The sequence below is a fragment of the Streptomyces hygroscopicus genome (genome assembly GCF_026168105.1).
In the GTDB taxonomy this organism is placed as follows: domain Bacteria; phylum Actinomycetota; class Actinomycetes; order Streptomycetales; family Streptomycetaceae; genus Streptomyces; species Streptomyces hygroscopicus_D.
On record NZ_LBMW01000012.1, the window covers coordinates 41,281 to 64,179 of the forward strand.

Consider the following 22,899-nt stretch of genomic DNA (forward strand, 5'->3'; position numbering starts at 1 on the left):
GTCGGCCCGTGCCCGGTCCGTCACCGGGCGCAGGCCGACGGCGCATACGTCCCCCATATCTCACGCCGCACCTACTTGCTGCGGCAGTACCCCCTTTCGGGTCGGATCGTCGTTCTCCGCGGGCGGGCAGAACCTCCGTGCATGCAGGCTTTGATTCCCCTTGACGCGCGCTTGGAGGACGTCCCATGAGCTTGCCGCCCCTCGCCTCAGGACCCGAAGGCCCCGGCGCCCTGCGGCCTTTGCTCGAGACGGTCCTCGGCGCCCTGGAACAGGGCGCACGGGCGCGCGGGGGACCACTGCCCGCGGGCGGCCCCGAAGCGGTCGCCGCCCGGGTGCGTGCCGCCGTCGGCGACGTACTGCCCCCGGAGGGCGACCCGGATGCCCTACGAGCTCTCGTCCACACCGTCGCCGAGGGCGCCGCCGACCCCGCCGACCCACTGTGCGCCGCCCATCTGCACTGCCCGCCGCTCGCCGTCGCCACCGCCGCCGACCTCGCCGCCAGCGCCCTCAACCCCTCCCTGGACTCCTGGGACCAGGCCCCGGCCGCCTCCGAGCTCGAAGCCCTGGTCACCCGGACCCTCGCCCAGGAGGCCGGCGCCGCCGACGCGCTGATCACCACGGGCGGCACCGAGTCCAACCAGCTGGCCCTCCTCCTTGCCCGCGAAGCCCACGGCGGCGTCCGGCTCGTGTGCGGATCCCATGCCCACCACTCCCTGACCCGCGCCGCCTGGCTCCTCGGCATGCCCGAACCGGTGGTCGTCCCCGCCCCGGACGGCACCCTGGACCCCGCCGCGCTCAAGGCGGTCCTCACCGAGCTGAGGGGCCCCCTGATCGTCGCCGCCGGCGCGGGCACCACCGACGCGGGGCTCATCGACCCCCTGCCCGAGATCGCAGACCTGTGCGCCGCCCATGGCGCCCGCCTGCACATCGACGCGGCGTACGGAGGCGGCCTGCTCTTCACCGACCTTCACCGTCCCAAGCTCACCGGCCTCGAACGCGCCCACACGGTCACGCTCGATCTGCACAAACTCGGCTGGCAGCCCGTCGCCGCCGGCCTCCTCGCCGTCCACGACCCCCGCGACTTGCGCGCATTGCGGCAGCACGCCGACTACCTCAATGCGGACGACGACATCGAGGCGGGCCTGCCCGACCTCCTCGGCCGCTCCCCGCGCACCAGCCGACGCCCCGACGTCCTCAAGATCGCCGTCACGCTCAAGACGCTCGGCCGCACCGGACTCGGCACCCTCGTCGACCGCGTCTGTGCCCGCGCACAGGAGTTCGCCGACCTCGTCCTGGCCCACCCCGCCTTCGAGCTGCACGCCCCGCCGACCATCAGCACCGTCCTGTTCCGGCCGGTCGGGGCATCCGACGACACCGTCGCCGCCGTCCGCCGCACCCTCCTCCAGGACGGCCGCGCCGTCCTCGGCCGTGCCCGGCTCGGCGGCCGTCTCTGGCTCAAGGCCACCCTCCTCAACCCGCACGGCCGCCCCGGCGACCTGGCCACACTCCTGAACCTGGTGGAAGGAAGCACGCCCCGATGACCCACCTTTCACACCCCGAGCCCGAAGAGCCCCGTGACCTGGTCGGCATCGGAATCGGCCCGTTCAACCTCTCCCTCGCCGCCCTCGCCAACCCCCTCGCCGAACTCGACACCGCCTTCTACGAACAGCGCCCCGGCTTCGACTGGCACCCGGGCCTCCTCATCGACGGTGCGACCCTCCAAGTTCCCTTCCTGGCCGACCTGGTGACCCTCGCAGACCCCGCGAGTCCCTGGTCGTTCCTGAACTACCTGAAGACCTGTGACCGCCTGTTCCCCTTCTACTTCGCCGAGCGCTTCCACATCCACCGCGCCGAGTACGACGCCTACTGCCGCTGGGTCGCCGGCAACCTCCCCGGAGTCCATTTCGGCCACCAGGTCGACGCCGTCCGCTGGAGGGCCGAAAGCGACGTCTTCGAGGTCGACTTCACCCGGCTCGGCACGGACGGCGAGGCCGAGGCGCTCGGCCGTACGTACACGCGCAACATCGTCCTCGGCGTCGGCACCGAACCGTATGTGCCCGAACCGCTGGCGCACCTCGCCGAAGCACCCGGCGTGCCCGTCATCCACGCCGCGGACTACCTCCGCCACCGCGAGGCACTCCTCGCCGCCGACCACATCACCGTCGTCGGCGCGGGCCAGTCCGGCGCCGAGGTGTTCCTCGACCTCCTCCGCCACCGCCCCGTCGGCCGGGAGAGGATCCACTGGCTCGCCCGTACCGAAGCCTTCGCGCCGATGGAGTACTCCAAGCTCGGCCTGGAGCACTTCACCCCCGACTACACCCGCTACTTCCATGCCCTCGCCGAGCCCGTGCGCGACCGCCTCCTGGCCGCCCAGTGGCAGCTCCACAAGGGCATCGACGCCGGGACCATCGCCGCCATCCACGACGAGCTCTACCGGCGCACCCTCCACGGCGGCTGGCCCGACGCCGTCCTCACCCCCGGCGTCCGCGTCCGCGCCGCCGGGTGCCTCGCCACCACCAAGATCGAACTCCATCTCGAACACACCCAGCAGGCCGCCCGGACCCGCCTCACCACCGGTGCCGTTGTGCTCGCCACCGGCTACCGCGAACGCCCTCTCGGCCGTCTCCTCGCCGGACTCGACCCCTATCTGCGCCGCGACGACAGCGAGCGGCCCTGCATCGACGACCAGTTCCGCATGGTCCTCGATCCATGTGTCACCGGCTCCGTCTACGTCCAGAACGCCGAACTGCACACCCATGGCGTCGGCGCCCCCGACCTCGGCCTCGCCGCCTGGCGCAGCGCCGCGATCCTCAACTCGCTCACCGGCAAGGAGCCCTACCCGATGCCCCGGCGGACGGCCTTCACCACCTTCGGACTCCACGAGCCGGACCACATTCCGCCCGCCCGACGGTCCCAGGTCCTCGCTCCGCTCATCGACGGACGGTAAGGAAGCCGCTCTGACCTTCGGGGGCGTCGGTGACAGAGTGGGAGGTATGAACTCCAGCCCCGTGGAACCCCGGCCGCCCGCCTACGGCACTCCCGACGCGCCGCGCATCGCCGTCCGAGGAGAGGCCCATCTCGAAGTCGACCCCGAGATCGCCCGCATCGGTGTCACGGTCACCGCCCGCGGCACCGACCGCCGCGCCGCCCTGGACGACCTCACCCGCCGCAATGCCGGGGCCCTCGACCTCATCAAGTCCTACGGGGAGGCGGTCGAGAGGCTGGAGACCGGAGCCCTCTCGATCAGTCCCGAGCTGACGCAACGCGGCCGCGGCGAACGCGTGCGCGCCTATCACGGCCTGGTCCACATCACCGCCGAACTCACCGACTTCACCGCACTGGGCGAACTCGCCACCCGCCTCGCCGACCTCGAGCTCACCCGCGTCGACGGCCCCTGGTGGGCCCTGCGCCCCGACTCACCCGCCCACCGTGCGGCCAGGCAGCAGGCCGTGCGCGAGGCGGTGCAGCGTGCCCGTGAATACGCCGAGGCGCTCGGCACCACCCTCACGGCGCTCGTCGAGCTCGCCGACACCGGTGCCGGGGGCGCCCAGACGTACGGATACGGAGCCCGGTCCTTGGCCCGGCCCGCCGGCTCCGCGGCGGACGCCGTCGGCGGCAGCGCCCCCATGGACCTGGAACCCCAGCGGCAGGACGTTCGCGCCGAGGTGAACGCACAATTCACCATGGCGCCGCCCCGGCTGTAGTGATCCCGTCCCGCATCCGTGGTCGCGGCAATGCGGGGCGTGTTCCGGTCACGCCTGAAATTCTCTCCGGGATGCTCATCGGAGCGCGTCACCGCACAATTCAATACTTGTCAATAACGCTTCATGCAAAGGTTGTTGAGTGGTCATGCGGGACCAATTCTCTACCGGCCGGTAAGGCCTAGGCTCGGAGCATGCGCCGAGCAAAGATCGTTTGTACTCTGGGCCCCGCAACCGACTCGTACGACCAGATCAAGGCATTGGTCGAAGCCGGAATGGATGTCGCCCGCTTCAACCTCAGCCACGGCAGCTATGCCGAACACGAGGAGCGCTGTCGTCGCGTGCGAAAGGCCTCCGACGAGACCGGCCGCAGTGTGGGAATCCTCGCGGATCTTCAGGGCCCGAAGATCCGCCTCGGCCGATTCACCGAAGGGCCCGTACTCCTTGAACGCGGGGACACCTTCACGATCACCGTCGAGGAAGGCGTCGAAGGCGGCCGCCAGATCTGCGGAACCACCTACGCCGGACTGGCCGCCGATGTCACTGCGGGTGAACGCATCCTCGTCGACGACGGCAAGGTCACCCTCGAGGTCACCTCCGTCGAGGGCCCCCGCGTCCACACCCTCGTCGTCGAGGGCGGCATGGTCTCCGACCACAAGGGCCTCAACCTCCCCGGCGTCGCCGTCTCCGTCCCCGCGCTCTCCAAGAAGGACGAGGCCGACCTCCGCTGGGCCCTGAGCACCGGCTTCGACGTCATCGCCCTCTCCTTCGTCCGCAGCGGCAAGGACATCAAGGATGTCCACCGCATCATGGACGAGGAGGGCCGCCGTCTGCCGGTGATCGCCAAGGTGGAGAAGCCGCAGGCCGTCGAGAACATCGACGAGATCGTGGCGGCGTTCGACGGCATCATGGTGGCGCGCGGCGACCTGGGCGTCGAGATGCCCCTGGAGCAGGTCCCGATCGTCCAGAAGCGCGCGATCAAGCTCGCCAAGCGCAATGCCAAGCCGGTCATCGTCGCCACACAGATGCTCGACTCCATGGTGGACAACTCGCGCCCGACCAGGGCGGAGGCCTCGGACGTGGCGAACGCGGTGATCGACGGCACGGACGCGGTGATGCTGTCGGGGGAGACCAGCGTCGGCAACTACCCCGTCGAAACGGTCAGGACGATGGCCCGCATCGTCGAGGCGGCGGAGGAGGACATCCTCGCCAAGGGCCTGCCGCCGCTGACCGAGAGCAACAAGCCGCGCACCCAGGGCGGGGCGGTCGCCCGCGCGGCGGCGGAGATCGGCGACTTCCTCGGTGCCAGGTTCCTGGTCGCCTTCACCCAGTCCGGTGACACCGCCCGTCGCCTCTCCCGCTACCGCTCCCCGATCCCGCTCCTCGCCTTCACCCCCATGCCGGCCACACGCTCCCAGCTCAACCTCACCTGGGGCGTGGAGACGTTCCTGGGCCCGCACGTCGACTCCACCGACGCGATGGTCGACCAGGTCGACGAGCTGCTGCTGAAGTACGGACGCTGTGAGCGGGGCGACATCGTTGTGATCACGGCGGGCTCCCCGCCCGGCGTCCCGGGCTCGACGAACCTGGTGCGGGTGCACCACATCGGGGAGGACGACAGCCCCCGGTAGATCACCCCGGGTCACCGGGTGTGACCCTGTGCAACGGAAAGCGGGGGCCCACACGAATGTGGGCCCCCGCTTCGCGGCGAGTTGTACCGGGTGCGGGATTCGAACCCGCAAGCCCTTTCGGGCAGAGGTGTTTGAGACCTCCGTGTATACCGTTCCACCAACCCGGCTCGGCACTTCGGAGAGTGTACCGGGTCATCATCGTCCGGCGCCGCTAGGTAGGCTGCATAAGCAGCACAACCTGCCCGGCCCGTAACGAGGAGCCCCCGTGACCGCCCCCGAGTCGCCCCAGCCCGTCGCCGACGACGACAAGTCGCATGTGCCTCCGCTGACGACCCGCGTCGTCATCGCCGAGGACGAGGCGCTCATCCGGCTCGACCTCAAGGAGATGCTCGAGGAAGAGGGCTACAACGTCGTAGGTGAGGCCGGCGACGGTGAGCAGGCCGTCGAACTGGCCCGTGAGCACAACCCCGACCTGGTGATTCTCGACGTGAAGATGCCGAAGCTCGACGGCATCTCGGCGGCCGAGAAGATCGCCGAGGAGCGCATCGCCCCGGTGCTCATGCTCACCGCCTTCTCGCAGCGCGACCTCGTCGAGCGGGCCCGGGACGCGGGCGCCATGGCGTACCTGGTGAAGCCGTTCAGCAAGAGCGACGTCGTACCGGCGATCGAGATGGCCGTGTCGCGGTTCAACGAGCTGAAGACGCTGGAGCAGGAGGTCGCGGACCTCACACAGCGGCTGGAGACACGCAAGCTCGTCGACCGGGCGAAGTCGATCCTGCAGACCGAGTACGGGCTCACCGAGCCCGCCGCCTTCCGCTGGATCCAGAAGACCTCCATGGACCGCCGCATGTCCATGCAGCAGGTCGCGGAGGCCGTCATTCAGGACGCCGAGGAGAAAAAGGCAGCGAAGGGCTGAGGCCCGTCCTCCCCGTACGAGTGAGGCCCGCACCCCCGGAAGGCCGGGGGGGGGGCGGGCCTCTTCGTGAGCTCCGGTCGGATCTCCCGGAAGGAGCCGCTCAGTCCTCGCCCAGGTACGCCTTCCGCACCGACTCGTCGTGCAGCAGGTCCTGCCCGGTTCCGGAGAGGACGATGGTGCCGACCTCCATCACATGGCCGTGGTCGGCCAGCGACAGCGCCGCCTGGGCGTTCTGCTCGACGAGGAGGATCGTCGTGCCCTGTGACTTCAGCTGGGCGATGGTCGCCATGATCTTCTGCATCATGATGGGCGACAGACCCATCGACGGCTCGTCGAGCATGAGCAGCTTCGGCTGGGACATCAGGGCCCGGCCCATCGCCAGCATCTGCTGCTCGCCGCCGGAGAGGGTGCCCGCCGCCTGCTTCCTGCGCTCCCCGAGAATGGGGAAGAGGTCGTAGGCCCGCTGGATGTCCTGCTCGATGCCCGGCTTGTCGCTGCGCAGGAACGCTCCGAGCCGCAGGTTGTCCTCGATGGTCATGCGGGGGAAGATGTGCCGCCCCTCGGGGGAGTGGGCGAGCCCCAGCGAGACGATCTGGTGGGCCGGGAACTTCTTGAGCGACTTGCCGTTGAACTTGATCTGGCCGCCGACCGGCTTCAGGAGGCCGGAGAGGGTGCGCAGGGTGGTGGTCTTGCCCGCGCCGTTGGTGCCGATGAGGGTGACGACCTCGCCGGCGTCGACCTTGAAGGAGATGCCCTTGACGGCTTCGATCTTGCCGTAGGCGACCCGGAGGTCCTCGACTTCGAGCAGTGCGGTCATCGGTCGTTCTCCTTGCCGGGCGCGGCGTCCGTGGTGTTCTCGGCGTGCGCCTCGGCGGCCTCGACCTCGGCGACCTCTTCGTCGCCGGGGGCGTCCTCGAAGGGTTCGCCGAGGTAGGCGGCGATGACGCGCTCGTCGCCCTGCACGGTCGCGCTGTCGCCCTCGACGAGCTTCTCGCCCTGGACGAGGACGGCGACGCGGTCGCAGAGGTTGAAGATGAAGCGCATGTCGTGCTCGATGACGAGGATCGCGATGCCCATGTCCCGGATGGCGAAGACCAGTTCCTCGGTGGCCCGGGTCTCCTGCGGGTTCATACCGGCGGTGGGCTCGTCGAGGAGCAGCAGGCCCGGTTCGCTGGCCAGGGCGCGGGCGATCTCCAGCTTGCGCTGTTCGCCGTAGGGCAGGTTGCGGGCGAGGTGTTCGGCCTTGTCGGCGAGGCCCACGAACTCGAGCAGCTCCATGGCGCGTTCGCGGGAGGCGGCTTCGGCCTTGTGGAAGCCCGGGCCGCGCAGCACGGCCGACCAGAATCCTTCCTTCGTGCGGGTGTGCCGCCCGACCAGCACATTCTCCAGGACCGTCATATTGGCGAAGAGCCGGATGTTCTGGAAGGTGCGGGCGATGCCCGCGGCGGTGACCTTGAAGGACTTGGGCGGCAGGACGTTGCCCTTGTAACGGACTTCGCCCTCCGTCGGGACGTACAGGCCCGTCAGGCAGTTGAAGAAGGTGGTCTTGCCGGCCCCGTTGGGGCCGATGAGGCCGACGATCTCGCCGCTGTTGACGGTGAGATCGACGCCTCGTACGGCGGTGAGGCCGCCGAATCGCATGGTGACGCCGCGTGCGTCGAGCACGACCTCGCCCGGAGCGGTGGCGTCCGGGGTGGCGCCCTTGGTGGTGGTGTCGGTGGTCATCGTGTTCAGGCCCCTGTCGTGCTGAGGACTGTGGGCGCTTCCGCCTCTTCGTGGAATTCGAGCTGGCGGCGCCGGTTCGGGATGAGGCCCTCCGGACGGAAGCGCATCAGCAGGATGAGTGCGATACCGAAGGCGAAAAGCTGGTAGTCGCCGAGGAACTGGAGCTTGTTGGGAATGAGGAAGAGCAGCGCGGCGCCGATGAGCGGGCCGCTGATCGTGCCCATGCCGCCGAGGACGACCGCAGCCAGCAGGAAGGCGGAGTTGGGCGGGATGGGACCGGCGAACTGGTACTGCTCGGGCGTGACTGTGTAGGTGACGTGGGCCTGGACGGTGCCCGCGAGACCGGCGAGGGAGGCGCCGACGGCGAAGGCGATGAGCTTGACCTTGAAGCCGTTGATGCCCATGGCCAGGGCTGCGGTCTCGTCCTCGCGGATGGCCACCCAGGCGCGGCCGATGCGGGAGTTGCCGCTGCGTCGGAAGACGAGCACCACGACGGCTGTGATGATCAGCATCAGGAAGAAGTAGTTCGCGAACCGGCCGATGGTGACCCCGGCGATGTCGTGCTGGGCACCGAAGTCGAAGCCGAGGATGTCGAGGTTCGGGATCGAGGAGATGCCGTTCGAGCCGTTGGTGAGGGACGGTCCGGAGGTGCCGTCCAGGTTGTTCGCCGTGATGCGGAAGATCTCACCGAAGCCGAGGGTGACGATGGCGAGGTAGTCGCCGCGCAGTCGCAGGGTGGGGGCGCCGATGAGGACGCCGAAGACGAGCGAGGCGGCGGCGCCGATGAGGACGGCGGCCCAGAAGGGGAAGTGCACGTGGAAGGGCGAGCTCGGGGAGCCGGAGACCAGGGCGGCGGCATAGGCGCCGACGCCCAGGAAGGCGACGTAGCCGAGGTCGAGCAGGCCGGCGAGGCCGACGACGATGTTCAGGCCCAGGGCGACCGTGGCGAAGATCAGGATGTAGACGCCGAGGGTCGCGTACTGGTCGTTGGTCTGGGTGAAGGGGAACAGCGCCGCCGCGACGAAGGCGCCGCAGGTGGTGATGGACTGGTGGCGGGCGGTGAGCTGGGAGGCCTGACCGACCAGACCGGACTTGTTGAGTGCGGCGAAGCCGAATCCGACGGTGATCAGGAAGCCGATGAAGAGCTCGTCGTACGGGGTGCCGATGCCGTAGGTGAAGACGGTCAGGCCCAGCCCGAGGATTGCGACGATGATCAGGATCTCGGCGTAGGCGGGCAGACTGCGCAGCGGGCGGCGCGTGCCGGAGGTGGCGAAGGCGGCCTTGACCACCGCCAATCCGTACGCGGCCTGGTGCTTGCGGCGCTCCCAGCGGGTGGCATCGGGGTCGATGAAGTCGGGAGTCGGCTGTTCGAAGGGAAGAGCGAGGGCTCCGACGAGGGCGGCGAGGCTGGTGATTGCCACGAAGAAGCCGCCGGGCTCGAGGTTGACAAGGCCGCCGAGTTCGGTGCTGATCGCGAGGACCGTGTACCAGGCGGTGGCGAAGGTGGCCAGGGCGGCGAGCTTGAGGGCCGCGTCGCCGCCGGCGGGGATGAGCCAGCGCAGGCCCTTGATGCCGTAGGTGGCGAGGCCGAACACAGTGGTGAGGACTCCGCCTATGAGGACGAGGACCTGCAGGCCGCCCGGGTAGCCGTAGATGGTGAGGTCACCGGGGAAGGCGTCGGTCCATGTCCAGGCCGTGAACGTCGAGACGATGGTGAGGGCGCCGCCCGCGGTGGCGAGGGCGCGGCCGATGTGCGACGGGATGCCGAAGAGCCCGGACGGGGCACCCGTGGCGGGGGTGCTGGGGGTGCCGGAAGCGGTGGTCTGTGTGGTCATCGGTGTCACGCCCTGTCCGCGACGCGCTCACCGAGCAGACCCTGGGGCCTGAACAGGAGCACGAGGATGAGGAGTACGAACGCCCAGACATCTGCCCAGGACTGGCTGCCGAACTTCCCCATGCCGGGGATGTTCGAGATGTAGGCGGTGGCCAGGGTCTCGGCGATGCCGAGGACGACGCCGCCGATCATGGCTCCGTAGATGTTGCCGATGCCACCGAGGACGGCCGCGGTGAAGGCCTTAAGGCCGAGGATGAAGCCAATGCGGAAGTCGATCTGACCGTACTTCAGTCCGTAGGCGACGGCTCCGACGGCGGCGAAGGTGGCGCCCAGTGCGAAGGCGATCACGATGATGCGATCGGTGTTGACGCCCATGAGCTTGGCGGTGTCAGGGTCCTGGGCGGTGGCCTGCATGCCTCGTCCGGTGCGGGTCTTCATGACGAAGTAGCCGAGGACGGCCATGCTGATGGGGGCCGCGACGAGGAGGAAGATGTCACCGGTCTGGATGGTGACACTGCCGATGTGGAAGGGGCCTCCGCTGATCTGCGGGAAGGTGCGGGCGGACTTCGCGTCGGGGTACCAGGCCCAGACCGCCTGCTGCAGCGCGAGGGAGAGGCCGATGGCCGTGATCAGTGGGGCCAGGCGTGGCGCGTTGCGCAGGGGCCGGTAGGCGAACCGTTCCGCTCCCACGGCGACGAGGACGGCGACCAGGATCGCGCCGATGAGCATCAGCGGCAGGGCGACCCACATGGATGTGCCGTTGGGCAGGATGTAGACGTAGACCGTGAGGGCGCCGAAGGCTCCGGTCATGAAGATCTCGCCGTGGGCGAAGTTGATGAGCTGGACGATGCCGTAGACCATTGTGTAGCCGATGGCGACCAGGCCGTACATGGATCCTAGTAGCAGGCCGTTGACCAGCTGCTGCGGCAGTGCGTTCACCGCATGTCCTCCGAGACTTTCGGATGTTCGACGTATGTGGCCGGATGCGAGTCCGCGCGGGGCGCCTGTGGAACAGCGCCCCGCGCGGCTCGTGGGTGGTGAGGGCTCGGATCAGCCCGTGTAGGTACCGGACTGCACCGGCTTCCAGGCACCGTTCTGCACGGCGTACACGGTGAGCTGCTTGTTGGTGGCGTCGCCGAACTCGTCGAAGGAGACCTTGCCGGTCACACCGTCGAACGAGACGTTCTGCACCGCGGCGGTGACCTTCGCGCGGGCGTCGGAGGGCAGCTTGCCGCCGTTGTCCTCGACGACCTTCTTCACGGCCTCGATGATCGCCCAGGCGGAGTCGTAGGAGTAACCGCCGTAGGCCGCGTACGCCTCCTTGTAACCGGCGGACTTGTAGTTGGCCACGAACTGCTTGGCGGAGTCGAGGGTGTCGACCGGGGCGCCGACGGAGGTGGCGAGGTCGCCGGTGCTGTCGCTGCCGGCCAGCTTGATGTACGTCGGGTCGTACATGCCGTCGCCGCCGACCACCGGGATCTTGGCGCCGGTGGCCTTGATCTGCTTGCTGAGCGGGCCGGACTGCGGGTACTCGCCGCCGTAGTAGACGGCCTCGGCGCCGGAGTTCTTCACCTCGGTGGCGACCGCGGAGAAGTCCTTGGTGTCGGGGTTGATGTGCTCGGTGCCCACGATCTGGCCGCCGAGCTTCTTGAACTCCTCGGTGAAGGTGGCGGCGAGGCCGGCGCCGTAGGTCTTCTTGTCGTCGATGACGAAGACCTTCTTCTTCTTGGCGGTGTTGTACACGTACTGCGCGGCGAACGGGCCCTGGATGGCGTCCGTGGTCGCGGTGCGGAAGTACGACTTGTACGGGCGGGCCTTCGTCTTCTGCCAGTTCGTGCCCTGGGTGAGGGCCGGGTTGGTGTTGGCGGGGGAGACCTCGACGAGCTTGGCGTCGTCGAAGACCTTCTGCATGGACTGGGCGACGGAGGAGTTCAGCGGACCGACGGCGCCGAGGACGCTGTTGTCCGCGACGAGCTTGGAGGCGTTCTGCTGGCCCGAGGAGGGCTGCGCCTGGTCGTCGAGGGCTTCGATCTTGAAGGTGACGCCCTTGACGTAGTTCTGCTTGTTGGCGGTGTTGACGGCGAGGTCGACGGAGTTCTTGATGCCGAGGCCAATCGCGGACAGGTCGCCGGTCAGCGGGGCGTCGACGCCGATGGTCACGGTGGTGCCACCGCTGCTGCCGGACGAGCCCTTGTCGCCGCTTCGTGAGCCGCAGGCGGTGAGGGTGAGTGCTCCCGCCGCCAGCGCGGCGGTAATGGCGATGAGCGAACGTTGACGCACGATCAGTCCTTTCCCTGGCACGGCCCTCCCCCCTGGAAGTGGCCGAGTCGAACGCTGGGCCAGAAGTGACTTTCCGACCGCGCGGTGACTGGCCGTGACTCTAAGCGTGTGCAGGGAACGTGGAGGAGGGTCTGACCAATGCTGTGACGCTCTTGTTATGACACGAGGTAATGCAGAGCGGTACTCGGTGGGTGGAACAGCGGAATTCAGGCCGATTCGCCCCGTCCACATAGTGAGAACCTGCAGGACGTGCGCCGCCGTGTTCAGGCGTCTCGACTGTTTTGGTGATTACCTGAACCTGTTGCTGCAGGCGGCTTGCAGGGCTTCCGAGAGGTCGTGTGCATAGCGTGATCCGAGGATGAAACTCTGCATCTGTATTGCGCGTGTATTACGCAGAGTTACATCCAGGAAAGGCAGCCCGGCGCCCTCCGGCACCTTTCCGCATTCCGTCACATGCATGGTGATTGCAATCGTGCGGGTGGAGCCCGCGTTTGTGCGGAAAGGGGGGCGGGGGGCCGAGGACACGGAAAGCCCGGCGTAGGGCTGGGTTATGCGGGTCACGGTGACCGGCGGGCCGGACTGCACGCGCAGCGCGACCGCGAAGGTGAAGGCCCTGGTGGGAGTGGACTCGGGAGCGGCCCCGGAGTTCAGATAGATCATGTCGACGACCTGGGCGGGGTACGGCGGCGCCGGGGGCGGCGGCATCTGCGGCCGGGTGGCGTAGAGGTAGCCGCCGCCCGCGAGGAGGACGGCGGCCGCCGCGGCCGTGAGGACGGCACGGCGGTGCCGGTCGTACCGCCCCGCGAGGCGTCCGCGCGGACGGACGAGCAGAGGCGGCGCCTCCCGGTCCGGGGCGTCTTTCGGCCGGGTGCCCTCGCCCGGCTCGACGGGACCGACGCCGCTCACTGCCACGGGCCCTTGCTCGGACCGCCGCGGCGGTACCAGTCGGCACACCCCTCGCGCGCCCTGTGGTCGATCAACACATCGGCGGCCCGGGCGCCTTGACGTTTCTTCACGGCCCGTGCGGCGTCCACGACCGTGCGAAGGATCTCGTACTGTCCGTTGGACAGCCCCATCGTCTGGTAGTCCCCGTACGTGTCGCCGTCCAGCACCCTGCGCGACCAGGACGCCACCACCCGCGCGCACAGCTCCTCGGGAGGTGTGGCCCGTGACGACGCCGGGGCGGAGACGGTCCGCCCCGTCCTCGGTCCGTCCACGGTGCCGGAGTTGCCGCAGCCGGTCGCCAACCCGCCCGTCAGGAACACCAGTCCGGACCACAACCCGAACACCGTCAACCCCGGCCGGGGGACTGCTCCCGTTCCCATGCCATGAAGCTAGGGCTCCGGGTGCCCGGGATCAACGGTGGTGCGCACGTCGGCTTCGGACCTCAGCCCGTCACGGGCACAGGTGCCTCGTCGCCGGGGTTCACATCGCGCAGCAGGCAGGTGAGGCGGGCGGTGCACACGCGCCTGCCCCTCTCGTCGCTGATCACGATCTCGTACGTCGCGGTGGAGCGCCCCCGGTGGACGGGGGTGGCGACGCCGGTGACCAGGCCCGAGCGCACCCCGCGGTGGTGGGTGCAGTTCAGGTCCACGCCGACGGCGATCTTGGAGCTGCCGCCGTGCAGCATGGAGCCCACGGAGCCGAGGGTCTCGGCGAGGACCGCCGAGGCGCCGCCGTGGAGCAGTCCGTACGGCTGGGTGTTGCCCTCCACCGGCATCGTGCCGACGACGCGCTCCGCGGAGGCCTCGAGGATCTGCACGCCCATACGGGTGCCGAGGTGTCCGGCGGAGAAGAGGGCGGGCAGGTCGACGCCGAGCGCGGCGTACTCGTCAAGGACTTCCTGCGGGAACTTCACGGTGTGCTGCTCACCCATGGGGTACGGCTCCGTTCATCGGTGTCACTCGGCTCTGGCTGAGCAAACGCTCAGTCGGCCGCCGATTGTTCCAGGCGGACCACGACGGACTTGCTCGCGGGGGTGTTGCTCGTGTCCGCGGTGGCGTCCAGCGGGACCAGCACGTTGGTCTCCGGGTAGTAGGCGGCCGCACAGCCGCGGGCGGTGGGGTAGTGCACGACGCGGAACCCGGGGGCCCGTCGCTCGACACCGTCCTTCCACTCGCCGACCAGGTCGACGTACGAGCCGTCCGCCACGTTCAGCGCGCGGGCGTCCTCGGGGTGGACGAGGACCACGCGGCGGCCGTTCCTGATGCCGCGGTAACGGTCGTCGAGGCCGTAGATCGTGGTGTTGTACTGGTCGTGCGAGCGCAGGGTCTGCAGCAGGAGCCGGCCCAGGGGCAGCTCCGGGTACTCCACGGGGGCCGCGGTGAAGTTGGCCTTGCCGGTGGCGGTGGGGAAGCGGCGCTCGTCGCGGGGGGCGTGGGGGAGCGCAAAGCCGCCGGGGCGGCCGGCAGAGCCCGTCACGCGCGCGTTGAAGTCCTCGAAGCCCGGCACCACCCGGGCGATGCGGTCGCGGATGGCCGCGTAGTCCTTCTCGAACTCCTCCCACGGGACCCTGCTGCCGGCGCCGAGCACACGGCGCGCGAGGCGGCACACTATGGCGGGCTCGGACAGCAGGTGGGGGCTCGCGGGCGCCAGACGGCCGCGGGAGGCGTGCACCATGCCCATGGAGTCCTCGACCGTCACGAACTGCTCGCCGCCGCTCTGAACGTCGCGCTCGGTGCGGCCGAGGGTGGGCAGGATCAGGGCACGTGCGCCGGTGATCGTGTGCGAGCGGTTCAGCTTGGTCGACACATGCACGGTCAGACGGGCGCGGCGCATGGCCGCCTCGGTGACCTCCGTGTCGGGCGACGCGGACACGAAGTTGCCGCCCATCGCGAAGAACACCTTCGCCTCGCCGTCGCGCAGGGCGCGGATGGCCCGTACGACGTCGAAGCCGTGCCGACGCGGTGGCGCGAACCCGAACTCCTTCTCCAGGGCGTCCAGGAAGGCGGGCGCGGGCCGTTCGAAGATGCCCATGGTGCGGTCGCCCTGCACGTTCGAGTGACCGCGCACCGGGCACACGCCCGCGCCGGGGCGGCCGATGTTGCCGCGCAGCAGAAGGAAGTTGACAACCTCGCGGATGGTGGGAACGGCGTGCTTGTGCTGGGTGAGGCCCATGGCCCAGCACACGATGGTGCGCTCGGAGGCGAGGACCATGTCGAGCGCCTTCTCGATCTCCTCGCGGGTGAGCCCGGTCGCGGTGAGCGTCTCCTCCCAGTCGGCGGCGCGGGCGGCCTCGGCGAACTCCTCGAAGCCATGGGTGTGTTCGTGCACGAACTCCTCGTCGACCGCGCCCTCCGTCTGCAGGACCAGCTTGTTCAGCAGGCGGAAGAGGGCCTGGTCGCCGCCGATGCGGATCTGCAGGAACAGGTCGGTCAGGGCGGCGCCCTTGAGCATGCCCTGGGGCGTCTGGGGGTTCTTGAACCGCTCCAGGCCCGCCTCGGGCAGCGGGTTGACGCTGATGATCTGCGCGCCGTTCGCCTTGGCCTTCTCCAGGGCCGAGAGCATCCGCGGGTGGTTGGTGCCGGGGTTCTGCCCGGCCACGATGATCAGGTCGGCCTTGTGGAGGTCCTCGAGCAGGACGCTGCCCTTGCCGACGCCGAGCGTCTCGGAGAGCGCCGAACCGGACGACTCGTGGCACATGTTCGAGCAGTCGGGGAGGTTGTTGGTGCCCAGCTCGCGGGCGAAGAGCTGGTAGAGGAAGGCGGCCTCGTTGCTCGTGCGGCCCGAGGTGTAGAAGACGGCCTCGTCGGGGGAGCCGAGCGCGGTGATCTCCTCCGCGATGATGTCGAAGGCGCGCTCCCAGGTGACCGGCTCGTAGTGCTCGCCCCCTTCGGGGAGATACATGGGGTGCGTCAGCCGTCCCTGCTGGCCGAGCCAGTAGCCGCTGCGGGTCGCGAGATCGGCCACGGAGTGGGCGGCGAAGAACTCCGGGGTGACCCGGCGCAGGGTCGCCTCCTCGGCCACAGCCTTCGCACCGTTCTCACAGAACTCGGCCGTGTGCCGGTGCTCCGGTTCGGGCCAGGCGCACCCCGGGCAGTCGAAGCCGTCCTTCTGGTTGACGCGCAGCAGCGTCAGCGCCGTGCGCCTGACCCCCATCTGCTGCTGTGCGATGCGCAGGGTGTGGCCGATCGCGGGCAGCCCCGCCGCGGCGTGCTTCGGCTCGGCGACCTGCGGCGCGTCCTGGACCGGGTCGCCCGTGGGCGGCTTGCTGGCCATCTCGGCCCTCCCCTTCGCGTACGTGTGAGGTAGGTCTCCGATCCTCGCACGGGCCGCCGACAACGCAGCCGGCCGGGCCCGGACGGCTCTCGCTGTCAGTGGGGCGTGGCAGGATCGTGGACGTGGCAGAGACAGCATCGAAGAAGACCGAGAAGACCCCCGGCGGCGGCCGTCCCCGGCTGATGCTCATGGACGGGCACTCGCTGGCCTACCGCGCGTTCTTCGCGCTGCCCGCGGAGAACTTCACGACCGCGACGGGCCAGCCGACGAACGCGATCTACGGCTTCGCGTCGATGCTGGCGAACACGCTGCGCGACGAGGCGCCCACGCACTTCGCGGTGGCGTTCGACGTTTCCCGCAAGACCTGGCGCTCCGAGGAGTTCACGGAGTACAAGGCGAACCGCTCGAAGACTCCGGACGAGTTCAAGGGCCAGGTCGAGCTGATCGGCGAACTGCTGGACGCGATGAACGCCCAGCGCTTCGCGGTCGAGGGGTACGAGGCGGACGACGTCATCGCCACGCTCGCCACCCTGGCCGAGGCCGAGGGTTTCGAGGTGCTGATCGTCACCGGTGACCGTGACTCCTTCCAGCTCGTCAGCGAGCACACGACGGTCCTCTACCCGACGAAGGGCGTCTCGGAGCTGACCCGGTTCACCCCGGAGAAGGTCGTCGAGAAGTACGGGCTGACGCCGGCGCAGTACCCGGACTTCGCAGCGCTTCGAGGCGACCCGTCGGACAACCTGCCGGGCATTCCGGGCGTCGGTGAGAAGACGGCCGCGAAGTGGATCAACCAGTTCGGTTCGTTCGCGGAGCTGGTCGAGCGCGTCGTGGAGGTCAAGGGCAAGGTCGGGCAGAACCTGCGCGACCACCTGGAGTCGGTGAAGCTGAACCGCCGGCTCACGGAGCTCGACCGGCGCGTGGAGCTGCCCAAGGGGGTCGCCGACCTGGAGCGCGCTCCGTACGACCGCAAGGCCGTGGCGATGGTCCTGGACACCCTCGAGATCAGGAACCCCTCGCTGCGCGAGCGGCTCTTCGCCGTCGACCCCGGATCCGAGGAGGCCGAGGCGACACCGGTCGCGGCGGCCGGCGTCGAACTGGACGGTGCGGTGCTGGGGGCGGGCCAGCTGAAGCCGTGGCTCGCGGAGCACGGCGCACAGCTCCTGGGCATGGCCACGGTGGACTCATGGGGGCTGGGCACGGGCGCGGTGGCCGAGGTGGCGCTCGCCGCTGCCGACGGGGCGGCGGCGTGGTTCGACCCGACGCAGCTGGACGAAGCGGACGAGCAGGCGCTCGCACGATGGCTCGCCGACCCGGACAAGCCCAAGGTGCTGCACAACGCCAAGGGCGCCATGCGGGTCCTGCCCGAGCACGGCTGGTCCCTCGAGGGCGTGACCATGGACACGGCGCTCGCGGCCTACCTGGTCAAGCCGGGCCGTCGCTCCTTCGCGCTGGACGCGCTGTCGCTGGAGTACCTGGGCCGCGAGCTGGCACCCGCGGCCACGGCCGACGGACAGCTCGCGTTCGGTGCGGACGACGGCGCCGAGGCCGAGGCGCTGATGATCCAGGCCCGCGCGATCCTCGACCTCGGCCAGGCGTTCGAGGAGAAGTTGCACGAGGTCGGTGCGGCGGACCTGCTGCGGGACATGGAGCTGCCCACCTCCGCGCTGCTCGCCCGCATGGAGCGGCACGGCATCGGCGCCGACCGGGCGCACCTGGAGGCCATGGAGCAGATGTTCGCCGGCGCCGTCCAGCAGGCGGTGAAGGAGGCGTACGCGGCGGCGGGGCACGAGTTCAACCTGGGCTCGCCCAAGCAGCTCCAGGAGGTCCTCTTCGGCGAGCTGGGCCTGCCGAAGACGAAGAAGACGAAGACGGGCTACACGACCGACGCGGACGCGCTGGCGTGGCTCGCGACCCAGACGGACAACGAACTGCCGGTGATCATGCTGCGTCACCGTGAGCAGGCGAAGCTGCGGGTGACGGTCGAGGGCCTGATCAAGACGATCGCAGCGGACGGCCGGATCCACACCACGTTCAACCAGACGGTGGCGGCGACCGGCCGCCTGTCGTCGACGGACCCGAACCTGCAGAACATCCCGGTGCGGACGGACGAGGGCAGGGCGATCCGCCGGGGCTTCGTGGTGGGTGAGGGCTTCGAGTCGCTCATGACCGCGGACTACAGCCAGATCGAGCTGCGCGTGATGGCGCACCTGTCGGAGGACGAGGGCCTGATCGAGGCGTTCACATCCGGTGAGGACCTGCACACCACGGTCGCCTCCCAGGTGTTCGGTGTCGGCCGCTCGGCGGTGGAAGCGGAGATGCGGCGCAAGATCAAGGCGATGTCGTACGGATTGGCGTACGGCCTGTCGGCATTCGGCCTGTCCCAGCAGCTGAACATCGAGGCGGCGGAGGCCCGTGCCCTGATGGACACGTACTTCGAGCGCTTCGGCGGGGTACGGGACTATCTGCGCCGCGTGGTGGACGAGGCGCGGGCCACGGGCTACACGGAGACGCTGTTCGGCCGGCGCCGCTATCTCCCCGATCTGAACAGTGACAACCGCCAGCGCCGGGAGATGGCGGAGCGGATGGCGCTGAACGCCCCGATCCAGGGCACGGCCGCGGACATCGTCAAGATCGCCATGCTGAACGTGGACCGAGCCCTGCGCGAGGCCGGCCTGAAGTCCCGCATCCTCCTCCAGGTCCACGACGAAATCGTCCTGGAGATCGCCCCGGGCGAGGGGGAACGGACGGAGGAACTGGTGCGCCGCGAGATGGCGGGCGCGGTGCAGCTGAGAGCCCCGCTGGATGTGTCGGTGGGATCCGGAGTGGACTGGGAGTCGGCAGCCCACTGACCCGGACCGACCGGACCGCCGGCAGGCGCCTGCCTGCCGGAGGCCGCCTCGGAGTGGCGTCGGACCGATCCGGGTGGCCCGGCAGCCACGGGCCAGGACCCGGCGGGCAGGTGGCCGACTCCTCTTCGCCGCGACGGGGGGCGGGTCCGCAGTACCGGGTCTTCAGGCCCGGGGCAGGGCTTCCCGGAGCTGGAGGGGCACAGCCTCCGCGGCCCGCTCCATCCGCGGGCCGCCCGCAGGGCAAGCCCATCCCCTGGCGCACCCCGGACCGGCCGGGCCTTCGAGGTGACCGTCACTCGGGCGGCCCCCGCGAAAACGCCCCGCCGCCGGGGTCGGCGTGAAGATGCCGCCATGGGTATACGTCCGCTCACGCGTCGCACGGCAACCCGCGCAGCCCTCGTGCTCGCCGCTCTGCTGCCCCCGGTCCCGGCCCATGCGCTCGGTGCGAGCACCGCCCGTCTGCCCGCCTGCTCCCTCCCCGCCCACACCTCCGCGCTCACCGCCCGGCTGACCCGGGACATCCGCAGTGTCCGCACCGCGCTGGTCTCCCGCCTCCGGGCCCTTCGCCTCGCCCTGCCCGGCGACCGGGAGCCGTCCTGTGGCCTCGTCGGTCACCGGCAGGACCACCCCGCGGGCGCCCCCACCGCCCCACGGCTGCGCACCGCCCTCACCCTGGCCCGGGAGATGCTCCGCGCCGCGGCCTCCCGCCGCCCCCGTTTCCCGGCGCGCACCGGAGAGGCGGTCAGCGGGGCGCGGGCCGGCTCGGTTCCCCACGAGCGCCCGCCGGGTCGTCGACGGCCGGACGCCAGGCCCTGACACCGGCCACGTACAGCGCCAGCCCGACCACGAGACCGGCACCCGCGCCGAAGCACAGCGGCGGGATCAGGTCCCACGGCCTGGCGGTCGCCCCCCAGTAGGCCCACCAGCGCGACGCCCGCTGCACCGCCCCAGCCGCCGCGCAGCCGCCGATCACCGCGCCCGCCAGCCACCGGTCGGCCCAGGAAAGCACCGGCAGCCGCGCCACCGCGGCCGCATCGGCCGGCAGCCGCCGCAGCACGACCGCCAAGAACACGGCGATCGCCACCACCGCCACCGCCGAACTCCCGTACTGCAGATAGGTGTACAGCGGCGCCCCCGGCAGCTGCCGTCCCAGCACCGGGAACGACCGCGTCCCCCACCGGCCCAGATGCGTGAACGCGTCCCACACCACATGCGTCAGCGCACCCAGCGCCGCGGAGACGTACCACCGCAGAAACATCTGAGGCGACACCTCCCGCCGTGGTGTGCCACAGCGCACCAGGGCCGCCACCCGCCCCTGTGCGCTCGACGGCAGCAGGGCCACCAGCGGCTCCCGGAGCAGCAGCCATGCCCCTACCAGCGCCCACGCGATGAGTACATCGACCGTGAACACCCCGGCGCGGGAGTGCGTGACGCCACCGAAGTCCATCGCCCTGGACACGGCGCTCGCCGCGAAATAGGTGACATCGGGCGCGAACGAGCCCGCGACGAGGACCGCGGGCACCAACTGCCAGCGCCCCGACCCGTCCCCGCGCACGGCGGGCAGCACGGCCGCGGCATGGCTGAGGGTGAACGGCACATCGGCTCCCGCGGCAATCGCTGGCCGGGCACAACCACCCGGCGATCACAGACATCCAGTATGAGGGACGCATGAAAAAGGTGAGGCGAATCGGCCGTCTCCTGCGTCCGGCCGAAGCACACATGACCAAGTGGTGAAAACCGGGCGCCAACGGGTGCCCGGGTGGGGGAAGTTGTCGTAGGGTCACTGGGTCGCCGCGTCCGGCGCATGGTCGAACACAAATGGCACCACAACAGCACACACAAGGTCGTCGACGGGAGGGGTTCACTCAATGGCGGCGCAAATCGGCAGGAGGTTGCGCAAGGGTGCGGCAACCACCGCTGTGGCCGCGGCCGCGGTCGCTGCTCTGACCGCGTCCCAGGCTCCGGGAGCCACCATCGACGACCAGAACAGACGGGCCACCGGTGCCCAGGCCACCCCCGACGCCACCGGCAACGGCGACGGCACCGCCACCGGCAACGGCGGGTACTACACCGACCTCCCCCCGCTCAACAGCCCCACTGGGACACCCAGTCCGAGCGCCGGACCGGCCACCGGCGCCATCGGCACCGGGGAGGCCGGACTCCCCGCCACGGTCCTCGACGCCTACAAGAAGGCCGCGGCCGAACTCGGGCGGTCCAAGCCGGGCTGCAACCTGCCCTGGCAGCTCCTCGCCGCCATCGGCCAGGTCGAGTCCGGCCAGGCCGACGGCGGCCGGGTCGACGCGAACGGCACGACGTACTCGAAGATCCTGGGCCCGGTCCTCGACGGCAACGGCTTCGCGGCGATCAAGGACACCGACCACGGTGCCTACGACGGCGACACCACCTATGACCGCGCGGTCGGCCCCATGCAGTTCATCCCGTCCACCTGGGCCTGGGCGGGCCGCGACGGCAACGGCGACGGCGTCAAGGACCCCAACAACATCTACGACGCCGCCCTCGCCGCCGCCCACTACCTGTGCCGCTCCGACCGCGACCTGTCGGTCCAGGCCGACATGAACGAGGCCGTCCTCGGCTACAACAACTCGCAGGACTATCTGAACACCGTCCTTTCCTGGTACGAGTACTACCGCAAGGGCACCCACTCGATCCCGGACGGCACGGGCACGGCGCCCTCGCACCGCAGCGACGACAACTCCGGCGCGAACCCTGTCCCCACGCCCCCGGTGCCGCAGAAGACCAAGAAGCCCGGCACCCACAAGCCGGACAGCGGCCCCACCCCCGGTACCACCCCGGGCCCGACCCCGCCGCCGGGCAAGCCCGCCCCATCGCCCACTCCGCCCACCCCCACCGACACGGTGGACCATCTGGCGGACGGCGGAACCGGAAGGCTGTCCGCAATGGCGGGCCACACCTTCGCCCAGAAGATCGTGGTGAAGGCCGTGACCAAGGACGGCAAGTCCGTGCCGAAGGTCCGTGTACGGTTCATGATCACCGGCGACACGGACGCCACCTTCACCGGGGGCGAAACGGTGGCGACCGTCGTCTCCGACAACATGGGCAAGGCCACGGCACCCGCGCTGGCCGCGGGCGAGAAGACCGGCGACTTCAAGGTCCGCGCCCTCGTCGTGGGCCGCACGGTCACCGGCCTCGACTACCCGGTCACCGTCACCGAACGCCGGGCCGACACGCTCGCCCGCACCAGCGACACCGAGCTGACCTGCACCCCCGGTGGTGAGTTCGCCGACCAGGTCGAGGTGAAGGCGACGTACAAGGGCGCCGTCGCCGACGGCGTCGCGGCCACCGCGACCCTCGTCAAGTCGGCCGACGACCCGACCGAGAACGACAAGGGCCCCTACTTCAAGGACGCCGACAGCAAGACCGTACGCACGCTCACGGGCCTCAAGACCGACGCAAAGGGCCTGCTGAAGCTCCCGAAGCTGTACGCCGACAGCACGACCGGCACGTTCCTGCTGCGCATTACCACCGCAGGCGGCGCCACCCTGACGGTGGAACTGAAGGTCGCGGCGGCCGCCCCTCCGGCGAGCCCCAGCCCCAGTCCCACTCCCAGCCCCAGCGCATAGCGCCGCATCTCCACCGTGCACGACGGCGGCGCCCCTCCCACGCGGAGGGGCGCCGCCGTCGTACGCGCGAGCTGTTCTCATCTCACGCGCCCGTTGCTACCGTGCCGGATCTGACGACATATCAGTTCCCGTGTTCGGGGAGG

The 22,899-nt window shown here is 70.0% G+C and carries 18 protein-coding genes and 1 tRNA gene; 8 read left to right on the forward strand and 11 right to left on the reverse strand.

The window, feature by feature from the left end; all coding sequences use genetic code 11:
• The first annotated feature begins 185 nt into the window (after window positions 1-185).
• From AAW14_RS14415 to pyk, 4 genes are all read left to right on the forward strand, one after another.
• Window positions 186-1,541, forward strand: a complete 1,356-nt coding sequence (locus tag AAW14_RS14415) for a pyridoxal phosphate-dependent decarboxylase family protein (RefSeq protein ID WP_265563886.1) — start codon at window positions 186-188, stop codon at window positions 1,539-1,541.
• Complete coding sequence (locus tag AAW14_RS14420; protein WP_265563887.1) at window positions 1,538-2,947, forward strand: lysine N(6)-hydroxylase/L-ornithine N(5)-oxygenase family protein; 1,410 nt, start codon at window positions 1,538-1,540, stop codon at window positions 2,945-2,947. The genes AAW14_RS14415 and AAW14_RS14420 overlap by 4 nt, the downstream gene beginning before the upstream one ends.
• A 46-nt stretch (window positions 2,948-2,993) precedes the next feature.
• Window positions 2,994-3,704 carry an SIMPL domain-containing protein gene (locus AAW14_RS14425; protein WP_265563888.1) on the forward strand — a complete coding sequence of 237 codons (711 nt, stop codon included), beginning with the start codon at window positions 2,994-2,996 and terminating at the stop codon, window positions 3,702-3,704.
• Between the two features lie 191 nt (window positions 3,705-3,895).
• On the forward strand, window positions 3,896-5,332 hold the full coding sequence (gene pyk, locus AAW14_RS14430) for a pyruvate kinase (RefSeq protein ID WP_265563890.1): 1,437 nt from the start codon (window positions 3,896-3,898) through the stop codon (window positions 5,330-5,332).
• Window positions 5,333-5,416: 84 nt separating this feature from the next.
• Here the strand turns inward: pyk and AAW14_RS14435 are convergent.
• Window positions 5,417-5,499: transfer RNA gene (locus AAW14_RS14435), tRNA-Leu, on the reverse strand.
• Between the two features lie 98 nt (window positions 5,500-5,597).
• Here AAW14_RS14435 and AAW14_RS14440 point away from each other — a divergent pair.
• Window positions 5,598-6,248 (forward strand): ANTAR domain-containing response regulator, encoded by a 651-nt coding sequence (locus AAW14_RS14440; protein WP_265563894.1) that lies wholly within the window; start codon window positions 5,598-5,600, stop codon window positions 6,246-6,248.
• A 100-nt stretch (window positions 6,249-6,348) separates the two neighbouring features.
• Here the strand turns inward: AAW14_RS14440 and AAW14_RS14445 are convergent, their stop codons facing one another.
• The 9 genes from AAW14_RS14445 to AAW14_RS14485 form a co-directional block, all read right to left on the reverse strand.
• Window positions 6,349-7,065, reverse strand: a complete 717-nt coding sequence (locus AAW14_RS14445; protein WP_265563896.1) for an ABC transporter ATP-binding protein — start codon at window positions 7,063-7,065, stop codon at window positions 6,349-6,351.
• Window positions 7,062-7,973 (reverse strand): ABC transporter ATP-binding protein, encoded by a 912-nt coding sequence (locus tag AAW14_RS14450; protein ID WP_265563898.1) that lies wholly within the window; start codon window positions 7,971-7,973, stop codon window positions 7,062-7,064. The genes AAW14_RS14445 and AAW14_RS14450 overlap by 4 nt, the downstream gene beginning before the upstream one ends.
• Window positions 7,974-7,978: 5 nt before the next feature.
• Window positions 7,979-9,808, reverse strand: coding sequence for a branched-chain amino acid ABC transporter permease (locus tag AAW14_RS14455; protein ID WP_265563900.1), 1,830 nt, complete (start codon window positions 9,806-9,808; stop codon window positions 7,979-7,981).
• Window positions 9,809-9,813: 5 nt separating this feature from the next.
• Window positions 9,814-10,746, reverse strand: a complete 933-nt coding sequence (locus AAW14_RS14460; RefSeq protein ID WP_265563902.1) for a branched-chain amino acid ABC transporter permease — start codon at window positions 10,744-10,746, stop codon at window positions 9,814-9,816.
• Window positions 10,747-10,857: 111 nt separating this feature from the next.
• Window positions 10,858-12,087 carry a branched-chain amino acid ABC transporter substrate-binding protein gene (locus AAW14_RS14465; protein WP_265563904.1) on the reverse strand — a complete coding sequence of 410 codons (1,230 nt, stop codon included), beginning with the start codon at window positions 12,085-12,087 and terminating at the stop codon, window positions 10,858-10,860.
• Between the two features lie 288 nt (window positions 12,088-12,375).
• Window positions 12,376-12,993 carry a Tat pathway signal sequence domain protein gene (locus tag AAW14_RS14470; protein ID WP_265564117.1) on the reverse strand — a complete coding sequence of 206 codons (618 nt, stop codon included), beginning with the start codon at window positions 12,991-12,993 and terminating at the stop codon, window positions 12,376-12,378.
• On the reverse strand, window positions 12,990-13,412 hold the full coding sequence (locus AAW14_RS14475) for a hypothetical protein (protein ID WP_265563905.1): 423 nt from the start codon (window positions 13,410-13,412) through the stop codon (window positions 12,990-12,992). The genes AAW14_RS14470 and AAW14_RS14475 overlap by 4 nt, the downstream gene beginning before the upstream one ends.
• Before the next feature lie 62 nt (window positions 13,413-13,474).
• Entirely contained in the window at window positions 13,475-13,963 is a 489-nt protein-coding gene (locus AAW14_RS14480; protein ID WP_265563907.1) for a hotdog fold thioesterase, read from the reverse strand.
• Window positions 13,964-14,013: 50 nt separating this feature from the next.
• Complete coding sequence (locus AAW14_RS14485; protein WP_265563910.1) at window positions 14,014-16,305, reverse strand: FdhF/YdeP family oxidoreductase; 2,292 nt, start codon at window positions 16,303-16,305, stop codon at window positions 14,014-14,016.
• A 122-nt stretch (window positions 16,306-16,427) separates the two neighbouring features.
• On the opposite strand from AAW14_RS14485, the gene polA reads away from it, so the two are divergent.
• Complete coding sequence (gene polA / locus AAW14_RS14490) at window positions 16,428-19,154, forward strand: DNA polymerase I (protein ID WP_265563912.1); 2,727 nt, start codon at window positions 16,428-16,430, stop codon at window positions 19,152-19,154.
• 351 nt (window positions 19,155-19,505) lie between these two features.
• Window positions 19,506-19,970, forward strand: a complete 465-nt coding sequence (locus AAW14_RS14495; protein WP_265563914.1) for a hypothetical protein — start codon at window positions 19,506-19,508, stop codon at window positions 19,968-19,970.
• Here the strand turns inward: AAW14_RS14495 and AAW14_RS14500 are convergent.
• Window positions 19,897-20,751, reverse strand: coding sequence for a DUF4184 family protein (locus tag AAW14_RS14500; protein WP_265563916.1), 855 nt, complete (start codon window positions 20,749-20,751; stop codon window positions 19,897-19,899). The two genes, AAW14_RS14495 and AAW14_RS14500, sit on opposite strands and share 74 nt — an antisense overlap.
• A gap of 271 nt (window positions 20,752-21,022) precedes the next feature.
• Between AAW14_RS14500 and AAW14_RS14505 the strand changes: the two genes are divergently transcribed.
• Window positions 21,023-22,756, forward strand: a complete 1,734-nt coding sequence (locus tag AAW14_RS14505; protein ID WP_265563918.1) for a lytic transglycosylase domain-containing protein — start codon at window positions 21,023-21,025, stop codon at window positions 22,754-22,756.
• The last annotated feature ends 143 nt before the right edge of the window (window positions 22,757-22,899 follow it).

What these genes read in the sequence shown, in the direction of transcription:
- AAW14_RS14415 (WP_265563886.1), top strand. Translation starts at nt 186, where the DNA reads ATGAGCTTGCCGCCCCTCGCCTCAGGACCCGAAGGCCCCGGCGCCCTG.
- AAW14_RS14420 (WP_265563887.1), top strand. Translation starts at nt 1,538, where the DNA reads ATGACCCACCTTTCACACCCCGAGCCCGAAGAGCCCCGTGACCTGGTC.
- AAW14_RS14425 (WP_265563888.1), top strand. Translation starts at nt 2,994, where the DNA reads ATGAACTCCAGCCCCGTGGAACCCCGGCCGCCCGCCTACGGCACTCCC.
- pyk (WP_265563890.1), top strand. Translation starts at nt 3,896, where the DNA reads ATGCGCCGAGCAAAGATCGTTTGTACTCTGGGCCCCGCAACCGACTCG.
- AAW14_RS14445 (WP_265563896.1), bottom strand. Translation starts at nt 7,065, where the DNA reads ATGACCGCACTGCTCGAAGTCGAGGACCTCCGGGTCGCCTACGGCAAG.
- AAW14_RS14450 (WP_265563898.1), bottom strand. Translation starts at nt 7,973, where the DNA reads ATGACCACCGACACCACCACCAAGGGCGCCACCCCGGACGCCACCGCT.
- AAW14_RS14455 (WP_265563900.1), bottom strand. Translation starts at nt 9,808, where the DNA reads ATGACCACACAGACCACCGCTTCCGGCACCCCCAGCACCCCCGCCACG.
- AAW14_RS14475 (WP_265563905.1), bottom strand. Translation starts at nt 13,412, where the DNA reads ATGGGAACGGGAGCAGTCCCCCGGCCGGGGTTGACGGTGTTCGGGTTG.
- AAW14_RS14480 (WP_265563907.1), bottom strand. Translation starts at nt 13,963, where the DNA reads ATGGGTGAGCAGCACACCGTGAAGTTCCCGCAGGAAGTCCTTGACGAG.
- AAW14_RS14485 (WP_265563910.1), bottom strand. Translation starts at nt 16,305, where the DNA reads ATGGCCAGCAAGCCGCCCACGGGCGACCCGGTCCAGGACGCGCCGCAG.
- AAW14_RS14495 (WP_265563914.1), top strand. Translation starts at nt 19,506, where the DNA reads ATGGGTATACGTCCGCTCACGCGTCGCACGGCAACCCGCGCAGCCCTC.
- AAW14_RS14505 (WP_265563918.1), top strand. Translation starts at nt 21,023, where the DNA reads ATGGCGGCGCAAATCGGCAGGAGGTTGCGCAAGGGTGCGGCAACCACC.